General features: G+C 68.8%; 12 protein-coding genes. 6 read left to right on the forward strand and 6 right to left on the reverse strand.

Going from position 1 to position 15,643, the window contains the following annotated elements:
- The 5 genes from GXY15_02740 to GXY15_02760 form a co-directional block, all read left to right on the forward strand.
- Window positions 1-3,017, forward strand: a 3,017-nt coding sequence (locus tag GXY15_02740; protein ID NLV40131.1) for a hypothetical protein, incomplete at its 5' end; no start/stop codon positions are given.
- A 417-nt stretch (window positions 3,018-3,434) separates the two neighbouring features.
- Window positions 3,435-5,093 carry a hypothetical protein gene (locus GXY15_02745; protein ID NLV40132.1) on the forward strand — a complete coding sequence of 553 codons (1,659 nt, stop codon included), beginning with the start codon at window positions 3,435-3,437 and terminating at the stop codon, window positions 5,091-5,093.
- Window positions 5,094-5,105: 12 nt separating this feature from the next.
- Complete coding sequence (locus tag GXY15_02750) at window positions 5,106-6,488, forward strand: hypothetical protein (protein NLV40133.1); 1,383 nt, start codon at window positions 5,106-5,108, stop codon at window positions 6,486-6,488.
- A complete protein-coding gene (locus GXY15_02755) occupies window positions 6,409-7,833 on the forward strand; it encodes a right-handed parallel beta-helix repeat-containing protein (GenBank protein ID NLV40134.1) in 1,425 nt (474 codons plus the stop codon). Before GXY15_02750 ends, GXY15_02755 begins: the two co-directional genes overlap by 80 nt.
- 165 nt (window positions 7,834-7,998) lie before the next feature.
- Window positions 7,999-9,237: a hypothetical protein gene (locus tag GXY15_02760; protein ID NLV40135.1), complete on the forward strand. Its 1,239-nt coding sequence runs from the start codon at window positions 7,999-8,001 to the stop codon at window positions 9,235-9,237.
- Window positions 9,238-9,241: 4 nt separating this feature from the next.
- Here GXY15_02760 and GXY15_02765 read toward each other — a convergent pair whose 3' ends face one another.
- The 6 genes from GXY15_02765 to GXY15_02790 form a co-directional block, all read right to left on the reverse strand.
- Window positions 9,242-10,288 carry a hypothetical protein gene (locus GXY15_02765; protein ID NLV40136.1) on the reverse strand — a complete coding sequence of 349 codons (1,047 nt, stop codon included), beginning with the start codon at window positions 10,286-10,288 and terminating at the stop codon, window positions 9,242-9,244.
- Window positions 10,289-10,290: 2 nt separating this feature from the next.
- Window positions 10,291-10,836 carry a hypothetical protein gene (locus GXY15_02770; protein NLV40137.1) on the reverse strand — a complete coding sequence of 182 codons (546 nt, stop codon included), beginning with the start codon at window positions 10,834-10,836 and terminating at the stop codon, window positions 10,291-10,293.
- A gap of 13 nt (window positions 10,837-10,849) precedes the next feature.
- Window positions 10,850-11,452, reverse strand: coding sequence for a pyridoxamine 5'-phosphate oxidase (pdxH, locus tag GXY15_02775; protein ID NLV40138.1), 603 nt, complete (start codon window positions 11,450-11,452; stop codon window positions 10,850-10,852).
- 28 nt (window positions 11,453-11,480) lie between these two features.
- On the reverse strand, window positions 11,481-12,293 hold the full coding sequence (locus GXY15_02780; protein ID NLV40139.1) for a sugar phosphate isomerase/epimerase: 813 nt from the start codon (window positions 12,291-12,293) through the stop codon (window positions 11,481-11,483).
- Window positions 12,290-13,648, reverse strand: a complete 1,359-nt coding sequence (locus GXY15_02785) for a diguanylate cyclase (protein ID NLV40140.1) — start codon at window positions 13,646-13,648, stop codon at window positions 12,290-12,292. Before GXY15_02785 ends, GXY15_02780 begins: the two co-directional genes overlap by 4 nt.
- A 96-nt stretch (window positions 13,649-13,744) precedes the next feature.
- Window positions 13,745-13,972: a hypothetical protein gene (locus tag GXY15_02790; GenBank protein ID NLV40141.1), complete on the reverse strand. Its 228-nt coding sequence runs from the start codon at window positions 13,970-13,972 to the stop codon at window positions 13,745-13,747.
- Window positions 13,973-14,088: 116 nt separating this feature from the next.
- Here GXY15_02790 and GXY15_02795 point away from each other — a divergent pair.
- The coding region (locus tag GXY15_02795; protein ID NLV40142.1) for a hypothetical protein at window positions 14,089-15,643 on the forward strand (1,555 nt) is incomplete at its 3' end.

Consider the following 15,643-nt stretch of genomic DNA (forward strand, 5'->3'; position numbering starts at 1 on the left):
ACATTGCGGCGGTCGCGGTCTCCCTGCTCGACACCGACGGGAACGGCGGGCTGTCGCTGGCCGAGATCGAGGCGGTCTACCCGGACATGGAGGCGGCGTACTTCACCCTGCTGGACGGCAACCGCGACGGCAGGATCACGGCGGCGGAACTGGCGGTCATCGCGACCATCCTTCCCATTGACTCCTACATCGGCATGGTGGACCCGAACGGCGACGGCCTCATCGCCTACGCCGAGGTCTCACAGTACCTCTCGCAGTCCCAGTTTGACGTCATTGACACCAACAGCAACGGCGTCATTGACTGCGTGGATGTCGCGGCGCTCACGGGCGGCGTGATCCCCGGCGAGGGCGAGGGCGAGGGCGAGGATCCGGTCGAGGGCGAGGGAGAGCCCGTCGGCCCCTGCCCGATTGACTTCTCCGACATCCTTCAGACTCTGGCCCCGGTGGTGGTTTCCCTGCTGGACGCCAACGGCGACGGCGGCGTCTCCCTGGCGGAGATTCAGGCCGTGTACCCGGACATGGAGGCGGTCTACTTCACCCTGCTGGACGCCAACCGCGACGGCAAAATCACCGCTTCCGAGCTGTCGGCCATTGTCGGCATTCTGCCCGTCGGCTCCTTCCTGGGCATGATAGACCCGAACGGCGACGGCCTCATCGCCTACGCCGAGGTGTCGCAGTACCTCTCGCAGTCGCAGTTCAACCTGCTCGACACCAACAACAACGGCGTGATTGACTGCGACGACATCGCCGCACTCACGGGCGGCGTGATCCCCGGCGAGGGGGAACCCGAGGGCGAGCCCGGCGGACCGTGCCCGGTGCTGGACGCGCTGGACATCCCGGCGATTCTGGGGTACGTGGTTCCGCTGCTGGACCGCGACGGCGACGGCGGGCTGTCCCTCGCGGAGATCCAGGCGGTCTACGCCGATCTGGAGCCCATGTATTTCTCCCTCGTTGACCTGAACCATGACGGGGTTGTCACCGCCGCGGAACTGGGCACGCTGGTGAACATTCTGCCGCTGGACCAGCTGCTGGGCGGTATTGACCCGAACGGCGACGGGGTCTTCTCCTATGACGAGGTGTCGGAGTACCTTCCCGAGGCGCTTTTTGACTTCCTCGACGCCAACGCCAACGGCGTGATTGACTGCGAGGATGTCGCGGCCCTGCTGGCGGGCGGGGGAATTCCCTTCGAGGGCGAGGGCGAAGACCCGGTGGACCCGGATGTCTGCCCCATTCCCCCGCTGTCCCCCGTGCTGGCGGAGGTTGCCCTGGCCCTGGTGGACGCAGATGGCGACGGCGGGGTGAGCCTCGCGGAGGTTCAGGCCGTGTACGCGGCGTTTGAGCCGTCCTGGTTCAGCCTGGTGGACGCCAACAACGACGGTCTGGTGAACGCGTCGGAGCTGCTCCGCATCTCGGGCGCCCTGCCCCTCGACGACCTCCTCGGGTTTGTGGACGCCAACGGCAACCGTGTCATTGAGTACGCCGAAGTGGCCGCCTTCGTAACCCCGGAGCAGTTCGCCGGGGTGGACGTGAACGGCGACGGCGTGCTGGACTGCCATGACGTGGCGGCCCTCATTCCCGGCGAAGGCGAGCCGGAAGGCGAAGAGGGTGAGGGGGAGCCCGGTGAAGGGGAAGGCGAACCCGGCGAGGGCGAGCCTCCCGTGGACCCGGATATCTGCCCGATTCCGCTGGAGGAGAACCTGCTCCTGCGCACCCTCCTGATCCTCTTTGACGGCAACGGCGACGGCGTGATTTCGCCCGCCGAGCTGGGGACTCTCGGGGTGCCCCCGGCGGTGTTTGCCCAGTTCGACGGCAACGGCGACGGCGTGCTTGACCTGGTCGAGCTTCGCCGCGCGCTGCGCGCGGCGCAGGCCCTCGGCGTGATGCAGGCGGACCTCAACGGCAACGGCGCGCTGGAATACGCGGAGGTCTCCGCCTACGTGACGCCGGCCCAGTTCGCCCTGGTGGACGTCAACGCGGACGGCGTGTTCGACTGCCGCGACTTCGAGGGGATTTCCCCCGTGGAGGGCGAGCCGGAGGGTGAAGAGGGCGAAGGGGAGCCCGGCGAGGGGGAGGGCGAGGGAGAGCCCGGCACGCCGGAGGACTGGCTCCTGCGTCTGCTGGAGCGGCTCCGCGCCTCCGGGAATCTGGCGGCCCTCATCCAGGAGGCCTTCGCGCTGCTCGACACCAACCTGGACGGCGCGCTCTCGCACGACGAGATCACCGCGCGCTTCGCCCTGCCCCGGCAGGTCTTCGCCGTGCTGGACACCAACCGCGACGGGCTCATCACCCCCGACGAGATCGAGGCCTTTGTGGGCGCCGTGCCGCCGGTGCAGCCGGTGCAGGTGGAGCTGACCCGCATGATGAGCGGGCGGTTCTTCACCCCCGGAGAGCCGGTCACCGTGACGGTGCGCCTGGTGAAGCGCGGGCCCGGCCTGCTGGCCTCCCTGAACCTGCTGGAGGTGCTGCCCGCCGGATGGACCATCACCAACGTCCTGAGCACCGCGGGCGGGGCCGCCACCAAGGCCGACGGCGTCAACAACGCCCTGGCCCTCACCTGGGCGGGCACCATGCCCTTCCCCATCGAGGTGGTCTATGAGGCGCTGCCCGCCGCCGATGCGCCGCGCATCGGCGCCTTCGCGGGCCAGGCCGACTACACCGCCGCCTCCGGCCAGGCCTTCTCCACGGGCGTCATTCCGACCGTGGTCGCGCGGGCGCTGCCGCCCGAGCAGGCCCACACCGCCGACACCAACCGCGACTGGCGCATCTCGCTGGCCGAGCTGCTGCGCGTGGTGCAGCTCTACAACGCCGGCGGCTACCGCGACGCCGACGGCACCGAGGACGGCTTCGCCCCCGGTCCCGGCCCGCTCGGCGCGTTGCTGCACAGCGCGGACGTGGACGGCGACGGCAACATCAGCATCTCCGAGCTGCTCCGCACCATCCAGCTCTTCAACGCGCCCGACGGCGCCTACTACGCCGACGAGGGCACCGAGGACGGCTTCGTTCCCGGCGTCTACTGAGCGCGCAACGAAGGACACCCGCCGCGCCGGCGCCCCGAAAGGGACGCCGGCGCGGTTCGTTTAGGACCGGCGGACTCCGCGCCCACCCCGGCATTGCAGCGCGCGGAGCGCCTTGGAGTGCGGCGGCTTGCCGACGCCTTTCAGACCGGGGCGCCGCAGACGCCCGGGACGGCGGCGTGGCCCAGATTGGACGCGTTGGCGGAAACGCCCCGCGCGGGCAAGCCCGCGCGAAGAAAGGCGGCGGCAAGCCGCCGCACTCCAAGGTGCTCCGCACGGTGGGACACGGAAGCCAATGCGTGATGTGCGGGGCCGCACCTGGGCCTCTGTGTTCCAAGCACCGCCCCCCGCTGGTTTTCCGCGCCGGGTTCGGGGTAGAGTTGGGGGGTGAAAACGGCCCCAACCACGGGACGTACGCCCATGCCGGTGACAGTCCTTGTCTTGCTTGCCTGCGCCCACGCCGCGCTTGTTTCCCCGCCCCCGGGCGCGGGGTGGAACGTGCGGGATCACGGCGCGAAGGGCGACGGCGTCGCCCTGGACAGTCCGGCGGTGCAGGCGGCGGTGGACGCGTGCGCGGCGGCGGGCGGGGGCACGGTGCTCTTCCCGGCGGGGGTGTACGTCTGCGGCACGGTGCGCCTGAAAAGCGGGGTGATGCTGTGGCTGGACCACGGCGCGGTGATTCTCGGCAGCCGGCGGCGCGCGGACTATGACGACTACGAGAAGCTGGATTTCGAGAACGACGCCGACCACGAGACGACCTACTTTAACCTCGCGCTGATCCGCGCCGAGGGTGCGGAGCGGATCGGGATTGCCGGATTCGGCGTGGTGGACGTCAATTTCCAGAAGCGCGGCGGTCCGAAGGCGCTGGCCTTCAAGCGGTGCCGCTTTGTGGAGATTCACGGGATCACCATCCGGAACATTCCCAACTACGCGGTCAGCCTGCTGGGCACGGATGAGGTGAACATGGACGGGGTCACCATCCTCAACGGGTACTCCGACGGCATAGACCCCGACGCCTGCCGCAATGTCCGCATCAGCAACTGCCGCATCTCCACCGTTGACGACGCCATCGTGCCCAAGGCCAGCTTCGCCCTCGGCGAGCGCCGCCCCTGCGAGAACATCACGGTCACCAACTGCGTCCTTTCCACCGTCTGCAACGGGTTCAAGCTGGGCACGGAATCCGGCGGCGACTTCCGCCGCATCACGTTCGGCAACTCCGTGGTCACGGGATACGGCGACCACCGGCCCGCCATCTCCGGCGTCTCCATCGAGTCCGTGGACGGCGCAAACATCCGCGACATCGCGGTGTCCAACATCACCATGCACCATGTGCGGTCGCCCCTCTTTGTTCGCCTCGGCAACCGGGGCCGCGACCTGCCCGAGCCCGCGCCGGGAAGCATTGAGCGCGTGGTGGTGTTCAACATCGCCGCAACCGGCGCGTCCCTGCCGTGCATCATTGCGGGCATCCCCGGGCATCCCGTGCGCGGGGTCACCGTTTCCGGCCTGCGCGCCGCGTGGAAGGGCGCCGACCCCGCGCTTGCCAGCGGAGAGACCGTGCCCGAGGAGGAGGCGTCCTATCCCGACGCCTACATGTTCGGGCCCCTGCCCGCCTACGGCCTCTACTGCCGCCATGCGGAGGACATCGTGCTGGAAAACCTGCGCCTGTCCTGGGAGGAGGGTTTCTGGCGGCTCGGCGTCACGCGGAAGTACAAGGAGGTCCAGTGGCCGCCCGACTACGGCATGCCTAATCCGGCGGCCCCCGGCGATCCGGGCCCGGCGGCGTGGTTTGAAGACACGGCGCGGCTCCGGCTGACGGGCTTCGATCCGCGGCCCGCGCCGTCCGGCGCGCCGTTGGTCCGCTTTCATGACGTGCGGTCGGCGCTCGTGTCCGCCTGCATGCCCGAAGCGGGTGCGCCGGTCTTCGTGGACGTGACGGGCGACGGCGTGGAGAACGTGTTGGTTGCGGGGAATCTTGTCCCGGAGGGGACAGTTCCCCTTGCGGCGTCGCCGGAAGTCCCGGCGGGCGCGGTGCGTTTGAACGAAACAGGGAAAGACGCCCCCGGCGGGGCCAACCAGTAAGGGAAGAAGACGATGCGCAAGAACGGCATGACACGGCGGGGGTTTCTGGGCGCGGCCGCGGGGTCGCTGGCGGTGCTGAACGGGCGCGCCCCGGCGGCAGAACCCGGCAAGGCGGAAGGCGGGCGTGTGGCGACATTCTCCTGCGACATGACGCCGCCCCTGGGCACGCCGTGGTACCCCAGTTACAAGGGACTGGACACCATAGAGCAGCCCCTTCAGGGCAAGGGCATCGTGCTGGAGCACGGCGGCGCGCGGCACGTCCTCTGCGTGGTGGACTGGTGCGAACTGTGCAACGACGACCACCGCCGCTTCTGCGAGGCCGTCGCGGCGGCGGCGGGCACCGCGCCGGACCGGGTCGCGGTGCACACGGTCCACCAGCACACGGCGCCCATGGCGGACCTGAAGGCCTTCGTGATGCTAAAGGACATCCCCTCGCCGCCGCCGGTGCCCACGGCGGAGGCCTTCAGCGGGCCGCTGGCGCGGCTGGAGGCGGCGGTCCGGGAGGCCTGCGGGCGGCTGGAGCCCTACGACCGCATCGGCACCGGCCAGGCGAAGGCCGAACGGGTGGCCTCAAACCGGCGGGTGCCCCTTGGCGAGGGCAAGGTGGGCTTCCGGGCGAGCTCCTGCAAGGAAGCCGCGTTGATCGAGGCCCCGGAGGGGCTCATTGACCCCTATGTTAAGACGGTGACCTTCGCGCGGGGCGACAAACCGCTGGCGCGGCTCCATTACTACGCCACCCACCCCCAGAGTTTCTACTGGGACCCGCGCTCCAGCATAGACTTCGCCGGCATGGCCCGCGAGACGCTGGAGAAGGAGGAGGGGGTGTTCCAGGCGTACTTCACCGGCTGCGGCGGGAACATCGCAGCGGGCAAATACAACGACGGCACGCCGGAGGCGCGGCAGGGGCTCTATGAGCGCCTGCTTGCCGCCATGCGCGCCTCCACCGCGTCCACGGTCTACGCGCCCGCGGGGCCCGTGGACTGGAAAACCGTCCCCGTCGCCCTGTCCCCGCGCGTGGACGCGGGGTTCACAGGGCCGGAGCTGCGCGCCCGCATGTTGAACCCGGACGGCACGCCCAACGACCGTATCTGTGCCGCCATGGTGCTGGCCTGGCAGGCGCGGGCGGCCGAGCCGCTGACCTTCAGCCGTCTTCGTATCGGCGGGGTGGACATTGTCCACCTCCCCGGCGAAATGGCCGTCGAGTTTCAGCTCCACGCCCAGACACTGCGCCCGGACGCCTTTGTGGCCGTGGCGGCCTACGGCGACTGCGGCCCCGCCTACATCAACCCCGCCAGCTTCACCGCCGAGGGGGGCTATGAGCCCACGGCGTCCCACGTGGTGCCCGAATCCGAGATGGCGGTGCGCGACGCCCTCCAGTCGCTGCTGGCGGGATGACGCCGTGAAACCGCTTTCGAGACGGAACTGGCTGGGCGTGTGCGGCGCGGGCGCGGCAGGCCTGTGGGCGGCGCGCGCGCCGGGAGAGGAGCGGCGGTTCAGCCGGCCCCGGGCCACTTCCGGCGACCTGCGCTCAGGCCCCGACTGGGAGCAGCGCCTCACGGTGACCGTCGGCGGCCCCGACGCGGATATTGGCGGCTTCACCGACAAGGCCATGCAGGCGGCGCTGGACCTCGTGGCCGGACGCGGCGGGGGCACGGTGTGGCTCACGGCGGGCACTTTTACGCTGCGCAACGCCGTGCGGCTGCATTCCGGTGTGCGACTGCTGGGCGCGGGGCCGGATACCGTGCTGTTCAAGGCGGCCATGGCCGGGTCCGCGCTGGCCGAGGACTCTGACTGGTACGACCAGGAGATCACCCTGGCCGATCCGTCGGGCTTCGAACTCGGCGACGGCGTCTGCCTCCTCGCCAAGAACCCGGACACGGGGGCGCGCGAGGTGGTGAAGCGGACGTTGACCGCCCGCAGCGGGGCCCGCTTCAAACTGGACCGCGCCCTGCGCGCGAACTTCTGGAAGCTCGCCGAGCCGCGCGTGGTGACGCTCTTCCCCCTGCTCACGGCGGAGGAGACCACGGGGCTGCATGTGGAGCGCCTTGTCCTCGACGGCAACCGGGACAACAACGAAAACCTCGACGGAAACTACGCGGGGGGCATCTGGCTCCAGGACTGCGCGGACGTGGTGATCCGCGGCGTGGAGTCCCGCACCCACAACAGCGACGGCGTAAGCTGGCAGATTTGCCATGACGTGCTCGTGGAGGACTGCCACAGCCACGGCAACGCGGGGCTGGGGCTGCACCCCGGCTCCGGCAGCCAGCGCCCGGTCATCCGCAACTGCCGCCTGGAAAACAACGCCATCGGCCTCTTCTTCTGCTGGGGGGTGAAGGCGGGACTGGCCGAGGGCAACCGCATCACGGACAACACCGAGTGCGGCGTGTCCATCGGCCACCGGGACGACGAGAACGTCGTCCGCGACAACGACATCCTGCGCAACGGGAAATGCGGCGTCCTGTTCCGCCCCGAGCGCGGCGAGGGCTTCACCGCGCGCGGCAACCTCGTCGAGAAGAACCGCATCACGGACAACGGCCCCGAGGACGGCGCGGCCGTGGACCTCCAGGGGGTCACGGCCGGAAACACCCTCGCGCGCAACGAAATCCGCGAGACCCGCGGCCCGGCCCGGCGCGCGGGCATCCGCATCGGCCCCGATGCCGGGGAGAACACCCTGTCGGATAATATCATCGAGGGATTCCTGAACACGGTGGAGGACCTGCGCGCGCCGCGCGGCGGGTGATGTCGGATCGCCGAACGGGCGGGCGCGGACGCCGAAGGCGGGTTCTCCCCGCCCGTTTGTGCCCCGGCGGGGCCGGGTGCTATCCTTTTCCCTTCGCGGCCGGGCGGTTCCGCCCGCCGACGCGCATGTCCGCCTGACGCCGGGAAACAGGGAGAGCCTTTCGCCGTGAAAACAATCACCGTCGAGGTGCGGGACGACCATCTGGAGTCGCTCGCGCGCACGAAGCCGATGACCGCGCTCGCGGAGCTGGTGTGGAACGCCCTGGACGCGGAGGCGACGGAGGTGCGGGTCGCCTTTGAGGACAACGAGATGGGCGGCACCGACTGCATCCGGGTGGCGGACAACGGCCACGGCCTTCCCTATGACGACGCCATGCTGTCCTTCCGCAACCTGGGCGGCTCGCTGAAGCGGGTGAACCCGCGCACGACGGACCGCAACCGGGTCATGCACGGAAAGTACGGCAAGGGCCGCTTCCGGGCCTTCTCGCTGGGGAATGTGTCGGTGTGGCGGTCAGTGTACCTGGACGGCGCGGAGGTCCGCGCGTTTTCCCTCTCGGGGAACGCGGCGCGCATCGGCGAGTTCGCCGTAACGGACCCCGCGCCCTCGCCGGGCACCGCGCCGGGCATGACGGTGGAAATCCGGGAGGTCACCGACGCGGCGGGCCTGCTGCGCGGCGTGAAGGCGGTGGAGGAGTTCACGAACATCTTCGCCCCCTACCTGCGGCAGTACCCGGACACGCGCATCTTCTTTGACGGCGTGCCCCTGGACCCGGCCAGCGTGGAGGAGCACGCCACGGTCCTGGACCTGGGCGAGATGGTGAGCGAGAACGGCGACCGGATGCGCGCGGAGCTGCTGGTGGTGGAATGGTCCAAGCCCGGACGCCGCGGCGTGTTCCTGTGCGATGAGGACGGGTTCATGCGGCTGAACGCCCTGCCCCGCCTGCATTTCCGGGGGTTCAGCTACAGCGCGTATGTGAAGTCGGCCCATGTGGCCGTGCTGGACCGCCAGGGCATGCTGGAGGCGGGGGAGCTCTGCGCCGATGTGCGGCAGCTGCTGGACGCCGCGCGCGCGCGCCTGCGCGAGCATTTCGCCCTGCGCGAGGCGGAGGACGCCCAGGACCTGCTGGCCTTCTGGCGGCGGACGGGGCTCTACCCCTACGCGGGCGCGCCAAAGGACGCCGCCGAGGAAGCGGAGCGCAAGGTTTTCGACATCTACGCCACCCACCTCAACCGCATCTTCGCGGACTTCGCCGAGTCCTCGTCCAAGAACAAGCGGCTGGTGCTGCGCATGATGCAGGAACTGACACGCCGCGACGCGGTGTCCGTCGCCCGCATCCTCGACGAGCTGCTCCAGTTCCCCGAAGAGACGCTGGAGGAGATCCAGGAGCTCGCGGGGCAGGACTGAAGGGTCAGAGGCCGATCACCTCAAGCCCGGGGATGCACGAGTCCAGCGGCACGGTCTCGATGTGCGTGGCGCCCAGCCGGGCCAGCTCGTAGCGCACCCGCGCCAGCGGCCGCTCCGGATCCGACGCGCCCATCTGGATGCTGAACTCCGTGAAGTTCACGCCCTCGTTCATCGTCGGCTCGTCGGCGAAGAGCCCGTGGCGCTCCAGGTACTCCACCACCGCGGGCACGCCGTCCTTCTTCACGTTGAACAGGATGAGGACCTTGTTCTCCGCAAAGACCGCGCCGTAGAGGTTGAGCAGGAACATGCGGGCGATTTCAAGCTTCTCCGGGTTCTCCCGCAGGGCGGGGTTCGCCCACACGCCCGTCTCGGACCGCATGATCTCCTCGGAAACCTGGAGGCCGTAGTTGCGGATGGCGCTCCCGGTCTGCGTGATCTCCAGCCCGAGGTCCACCGCGCCGTTCGTCACCTTGGACTCCGTCTTGCCCCAGGACTCGTAGACCACCAGGCCCCGGTCCATGCGGGGCGGCGTGTGGTACTTCTGCACCGCGTGGGCGCCGTGGCTTTCGCCGAAGCCGAGGGAGGCGGCCTTGCGCTGGAACCAGTCCACGGCGATGTAGGGCATCTCGGAAACCATCTTCACCAGCGGCTTCTCCCGGAGGAGCGCGGCGAACCACTGGTCAAAGGTGAGCCCCTCGCCGACAGGCCGGTTCACCACGACGATGCGCACGTTGCCCCGCTCCAGGGAGAGGATTTTCTCCAGACGCACCTCGCGCCCGTACTCATAGCGGTACTCCAGCACGCGCTCGCGGGTCCAGTCGTCGCCGCCGATGGCGAGGTCCACCTCGTTCAGGGCCAGCTGCGCCCCAAACTCCTGCGGCCGCCCGTCCCACCCCACCAGGCTCGTGTGAAGGGGGAAGTGCGTGGGGCCGCCGTCCTCGTAGCCCTTCGTGGGGAAGCCCGCCGCCTTCAGCAGCCCGACCAGGTTTCCGCCCCGTTTCGGGTCCGCCAGGGACCCCGCGGGCATGCCTATCACCAGCTTTTCGCTCATGGTCACACCTGAATCTCAATGTCGTTGTTTGCGGTCAGCCGCAGTTCCAGCGGCGCGCGGCGCAGCGCCTCGGCAAGATACCCCGCGGCGAACGGGTAGGCCCCGAGGGACCACATCACCCGCGCGGGCTCCCAGGGAAACGTCATGCCGAAAAACGTCCCCCTGCCCAGCAGCAGCAGGCCCGCCCCTCCCGAGACCAGTATAGCGGCCACGGCCGCGGTCTTTCCAGCCCGGGGCCACGGGGTGAGCCCCGGCTGCGGCCGGCGCTCCAGAAAATACCCCACGGTGAAAAGGATCGCCCCGATGAAGAAGAGGCCCTCCTCCCCCCGGGCCATCCAGAAGGCAAAGGAGGCCGCCCGCTCCGGGTCCATGCCAAAGTCGCGGCCCCAGGCCGCCCAGCGCATGAGCATGCCGGCGGCGAGGATGGCCGCCCCCTCCGCCTGCATCCGCTGGAGCCGCCGGGGCATCACAAACAGCTTGCGCAGCGCCCCCGCCAGCACAAGCCACCAGGGAAACTGCACGAGCAACGCGCCAAGGAATGCGGACATGCCCACCCCCCCCTCAGGGATACACCCGGTGATGCCGCCAGCCCTCCGGGGTCTTCTCATAAAGCACCCGGTCATGGAGCCGGTAGGGCATCTTCAGCCAGAACTCGATCTCCTGCGCCAGCACACGGAACCCGGACCAGAACGGGGGCCGGGGCACGCGCCCCAGGGCGTGCTTCGCGCCGTACTTGAGAATGCGCTTCTCCAGGGCGTACCGCGACTCCAGGGGCTGCGACTGCTTCGAGGCCCACGCTCCGACCTGGCTCTGCCGCGGACGCGACGCGAAATAGGCGTCCGCCTCCTCCGGCGTGACCGGCTCGACGGGCCCGCGGATGCGCACCTGCTTCTCGAGGGGCATCCAGTAGAAGCACAGGGCGGCGGCGGAAACCGCCTCCAAGTGCCGCGCCTTGGGGCTCGTGAGGTTGGTGTAGAAGACGAAACCGCGCCCGTCATGGCCCTTGAGCAGCACCTGGCGCGCGTCGGGCAGGCCCTCGGGCGTCACGGTGGCCAGGGTCATCGCCGTGTGGTCGTCAATGGCGTCGCACCCGGCGGCCTCTTCATACCACAGGGAAAACAGATCATAGGGGTTGTCGGCGGGAACAATGGCCACGGGGGGCATCTCCTGAGAAAAGGGGCCGGCATGCGGCTCAGACGAAACGCCTCATGTACTCCAGGCTCTTCCGCGCGATGGCCTCGGGGCCCGGCTCGAACTTGAACACCTCCACCGAAACGTACCGGTCGTAGCCGATGTCCCGGAGCGCGTCGAAGATGGGCGCGAAGTCCACCTCGCCCCAGCCGGGGCCGTTCATGTTCGCATCGTTCGCGTGGTAGTGCCTCAGATACTTGGCGCAGCGGCGGATCAGCGCGGGCCGGTCCTCCGTCTGGAAGGCCATCGCCTTGGTGTCCAGCAACAACTGGAAATTGGGGTGGTTAATCGCCTCGATCAGTTCCACCGTCTCGTCCACGGTCTGGCAGAAATTGGTCTCAAGGTGCGTGAGCTGCTCCATGCAGATGGTCACGCCGCACTCCTCGCACAGCGGCAGGGCCGCCTCGAACACCTCCCGGGCGTGGCCGAAGGCCTGGTTGTAGGTGACGTCGCGCATCACGTTGCGCTGGCGCGGCGAACCGAAAATGAGCACCTTGCCGCCCACGTCGCCGCAGAACCGCACCAGGCTCCGGAGGTATTCCGCCGTGAACCGGCGGACTTCGGGGTCGGGATGGGTGAGGTAAACCCCCTCGGGTCCGACAAAGACCCAGTGAATGCCCAGAATCTCCAGGTCCGCCCGTTCCGCCCTGCGGACGATGTCCTCGCGGACGGCGGCCGGGATGTCATGCACATACTGGGAAAGGGTGAAGGGGGCGATCTCCAGGCCGTCGTAGCCCGTCTCCTTCACAAAGTCTATCGTCCGCCCGATGTCGTTCCAGTCCTTGAAAATCTCGTTGCAGATGCCGAATTTCACGCCTGGTCACCGTTTCCCTTTTTCTTTGCCGAGCCTGCGGTTGCCTCGCGCACGAAGACCCGGTTGCCGCCCGAACGTTTCGCCTCATACATCATCTGGTCGGCGATCCGGATGAACTCCTCGGCCGTGGCGTCGCCGCGGTAGGTCATCACCCCCGCGCTGAGGGTGCAGTCGCCGAAATGCCGCGCCTCGAAGGCCGACCGGATGCGCTCCGCGATCTGGCGCGCCTGCGCCTGCCCGGCCTCCGCAAGGATCACGATGAACTCGTCGCCGCCGTAGCGGCAGGGCACATCCACATAGTCGCGCGTGTGCTCGCGCACCACGTCGCCGATGGTCCGCAGGACCTTGTCGCCCTCCAGATGGCCGTGCGTGTCATTATACTTTTTGAAGCGGTCCACATCAAACAGCAGCAGGGAAAGCGCGTGGTTCTGCCTGCGGCACCGCTCGATCTCCGCCGTGAGCCGCTGGTAGAAATGACGCTGGTTGAACAGCCCCGTCAGCGGGTCGCGGATGGTCAGCTCCTTCAACTCATGCTCCAGCCGCTTCTGCTGCGTGATGTCCTTGCAGATGGACAGGGTGGAGATGACGTTTCCCTCCGAGTCCAGCAGCCGGGAAATGGACGCCATGACGTAGATGTGCCGCCCGTCGGCGGTCTTCAGTGTGACCTCCAGGTTGCGGATGGGCCCCTTCTCCAGCATGCCCGAGATCCGCTGCAGCTCCTCGGGGCCGCCCACTATGACATCGCGGAGATTCCGCCCCACCAGCCCGTTCCAGTAGTGCCCCAGCATCTCCCCCGCGCCGCGGTTGGCATAGGTCAGCTCGTAGTCCATGTCGGAGGTGATGATCGTGTCCAGCGAGGTGTCCAGCAGACTTTCCAGATAGTCCTTGGTGGCCTGCAACTCCGCGTTGGCCCGCTTCAACTCCGAGGTCGCCTCGGCGATCCGCCGCTCCAGATCCGTCTGGTACAGCCGGTTTTCGCGGAGAAGGACGCGGCGCTCCAGGGCCTTTTCCACATTGAAGGAGAAGTCATGCAGGGAAAACGGCTTGAGGAGGATGTTGTAGACCCCGGCGTTCATCACCTCAATCGCAAGATTGACATCCACCGCCGAAGCCACGGCAATCACCGCCAGATCGGGGTCTTTCGCCTGGGCCTCCCGCAGAAACTCCGGCGCGGCCACCCCCGGAAGCACCAGTTCGGAGACCAGCAGGTCCACGCCGCCCCCGCCAATCACGGCCAGCGCGGCCGCCGGATCCGACTCGGACCGACACCGCGCGCCCTTTCTGGACAGGGCGGTTGAAAGCACCCCCGACGCCCCCGCGTCAGGGTCTAGAATGAGAACGGTATGCTGCCCCATGTCGGCCTCTGCGCCCCAAGTGGGGTTGTCGGCCCTGCACGCCACCCCGTCCGGCGTGCCACTGCCGGACAAGGACACATCTTGAAAGCGGTACGGTTATAAATACTTGATGGCGGCGATGGCCGCCACGACTGAGCCGAACGCCAGCCCCATCTCCAGTTTTCCAGGAAGTTTTTCCGCGTCAATCTTCTTGCTGCCCAGGCCGGTCTGCTGCGCCAGTTTCTGGTCGGCAGACTGTGCGGCCGCAGGCTCCGCCAGGAGGCCAAAGGCCAGCGTCAGGCACAGCCCAAACAGGACGACAGCAAACACGCGATGTGTTTTCATTGCACGTTCTCCATTGGGGTCTTCACCTATTTTACCTTGTAATGAGAAAAAGTGCAATAATATCCCCCTGCGTGGCCGCCTGCGGCCGGAACCAGCGGAGGAAGCACGCCGTGGTAATGCGATCAACCCGTGCCCGGAAAAGCGCCAGCGTGTCGCTGGTCGTGACGTTTGTCTTGGGCCTGGCCGTCGGGTTCAGCCTGTGCTACGCCCTGCTGGAGGGCGTGGACCGGGGGGGCGAACGCCGGGAAGCCCCGGAAACACCGGCTGAATCTCCGGAAGAACGCCCGGACGAAGTGCCGCCGCAGACGGAACCCACCCCTGCGGAGACCCCGCCCGCCGAAACGACGCCGGAGCCGGCGGAGCCGACGGAGCCGGCGGAGCCGCCCGCCCTCCCCTCTCCCGCCCCCATCGGGCAGGGGGAAGTCGTCCTGACCCCGGAGGAGAAACAGGCACTGTGGCCCGGACGCCACCTGATCCTCACGCTCGAGGCGGGCGAGCTGGAAATGGACACGGCCGACATGATCGCCCGCCGCCGTCCCGGCGGGGTGCTGGTGGCCACGGAGGACGGCGCGCCGCCCGAAATCATCACGGCCACGATCCAGCAGGCCCGCGAAGCGGCCGGATCGGGAAGAGGCCCGACGGACCTGCCCCTGGGGTTTCTGGCCCAGGAAGGCGGCCAGGTCAACCCCTTGGGTCTCCCTGGGATCTCCGCCCCCGCCCTGCTCGGCACCCAGGGCGGCACCGACAACGCGCGGGACGCGGGCGCGCAGCAGGCCATCGCCGCGCGAAATGTCGGCATCGCCGTCCTGCTCGCCCCGCGGCTGGACCTCCGCCTGAAGACCGCGCCAGATCCCGCCCCCCAGTACTTCGGGGACACCGCCGGGGCCGTTTCCGCGGCAGGAATCGCCTTCGCCAGAGGGGTGCTGGAGCAGGGCGTCGTCCCGGTGGTGAAGACCTACCCCGGCATGAGCGCCGCCACCCTCAACGGCGCCGCCTTCCCCGTCATCGGGGAGGAGGACGTTCAGAAAATCGCCGAGTTGATGCTGCCCTTCGCCGAGGCGGCGGACCTGCAGCTCCCCGCCCTGCTCGCGGGCAACGCCGCCGTGCCGCTGCTGGACAAGGCGCACACCCGCCCCGCCTGTGCCTCCCCCGTCATGATCCGGGAAATCCTCCGGGAGAAATGGCAGTACGGCGGCGTGGTCATCGCCGATGTCCGCGACACCGCGCACTTTGCCGCCCCCACCCTGCAGGAGCATGTCGTGGACTGCCTCACGGCGGGCTGTGACGCCGTCCTGCTGGGTCCCGTGACCCCGGAGACCGTGGACGCGCTCTGCGAGGCCATCGTGGCCGCGATCCAGGTGGGGAAGATTCCCCCGCCGCAGTACGGGCAGTCGCGCACGCGTCTGGAAACCCTCCGGGGACTGGTGGGGCGGATGACGCCCCAGCCGGAAGATGCGGCCCCCGGGACGCCCCCGGCGCCGGAGGATCCCGCCCAGCCCGTGGCCATCATTGAGATGATCGGGGAAACCACCGCCCCCGCCGCGGAGGACACCCCGCCGCCGCCGGAAATCGAGGCCCCGCCCGCCCCGGGGGAAACGCCCCCGGCCCCCGCCGCGGAACCCCAACCGGAACCCCAACCGGAACCCCAACCGGAACCCCAACCGGAACCCC

Source organism: Candidatus Hydrogenedentota bacterium (assembly GCA_012730045.1).
Classification (GTDB): domain Bacteria; phylum Hydrogenedentota; class Hydrogenedentia; order Hydrogenedentales; family CAITNO01; genus JAAYBR01.

Excerpts from the sequence above, each read along its gene's own strand:
- pdxH (NLV40138.1), bottom strand. The coding sequence starts at position 11,452 with ATGCCCCCCGTGGCCATTGTTCCCGCCGACAACCCCTATGATCTGTTT.
- GXY15_02750 (NLV40133.1), top strand. The coding sequence starts at position 5,106 with ATGCGCAAGAACGGCATGACACGGCGGGGGTTTCTGGGCGCGGCCGCG.
- GXY15_02765 (NLV40136.1), bottom strand. The coding sequence starts at position 10,288 with ATGAGCGAAAAGCTGGTGATAGGCATGCCCGCGGGGTCCCTGGCGGAC.
- GXY15_02755 (NLV40134.1), top strand. The coding sequence starts at position 6,409 with ATGAGCCCACGGCGTCCCACGTGGTGCCCGAATCCGAGATGGCGGTGC.
- GXY15_02770 (NLV40137.1), bottom strand. The coding sequence starts at position 10,836 with ATGTCCGCATTCCTTGGCGCGTTGCTCGTGCAGTTTCCCTGGTGGCTT.
- GXY15_02790 (NLV40141.1), bottom strand. The coding sequence starts at position 13,972 with ATGAAAACACATCGCGTGTTTGCTGTCGTCCTGTTTGGGCTGTGCCTG.
- GXY15_02785 (NLV40140.1), bottom strand. The coding sequence starts at position 13,648 with ATGGGGCAGCATACCGTTCTCATTCTAGACCCTGACGCGGGGGCGTCG.
- GXY15_02745 (NLV40132.1), top strand. The coding sequence starts at position 3,435 with ATGCCGGTGACAGTCCTTGTCTTGCTTGCCTGCGCCCACGCCGCGCTT.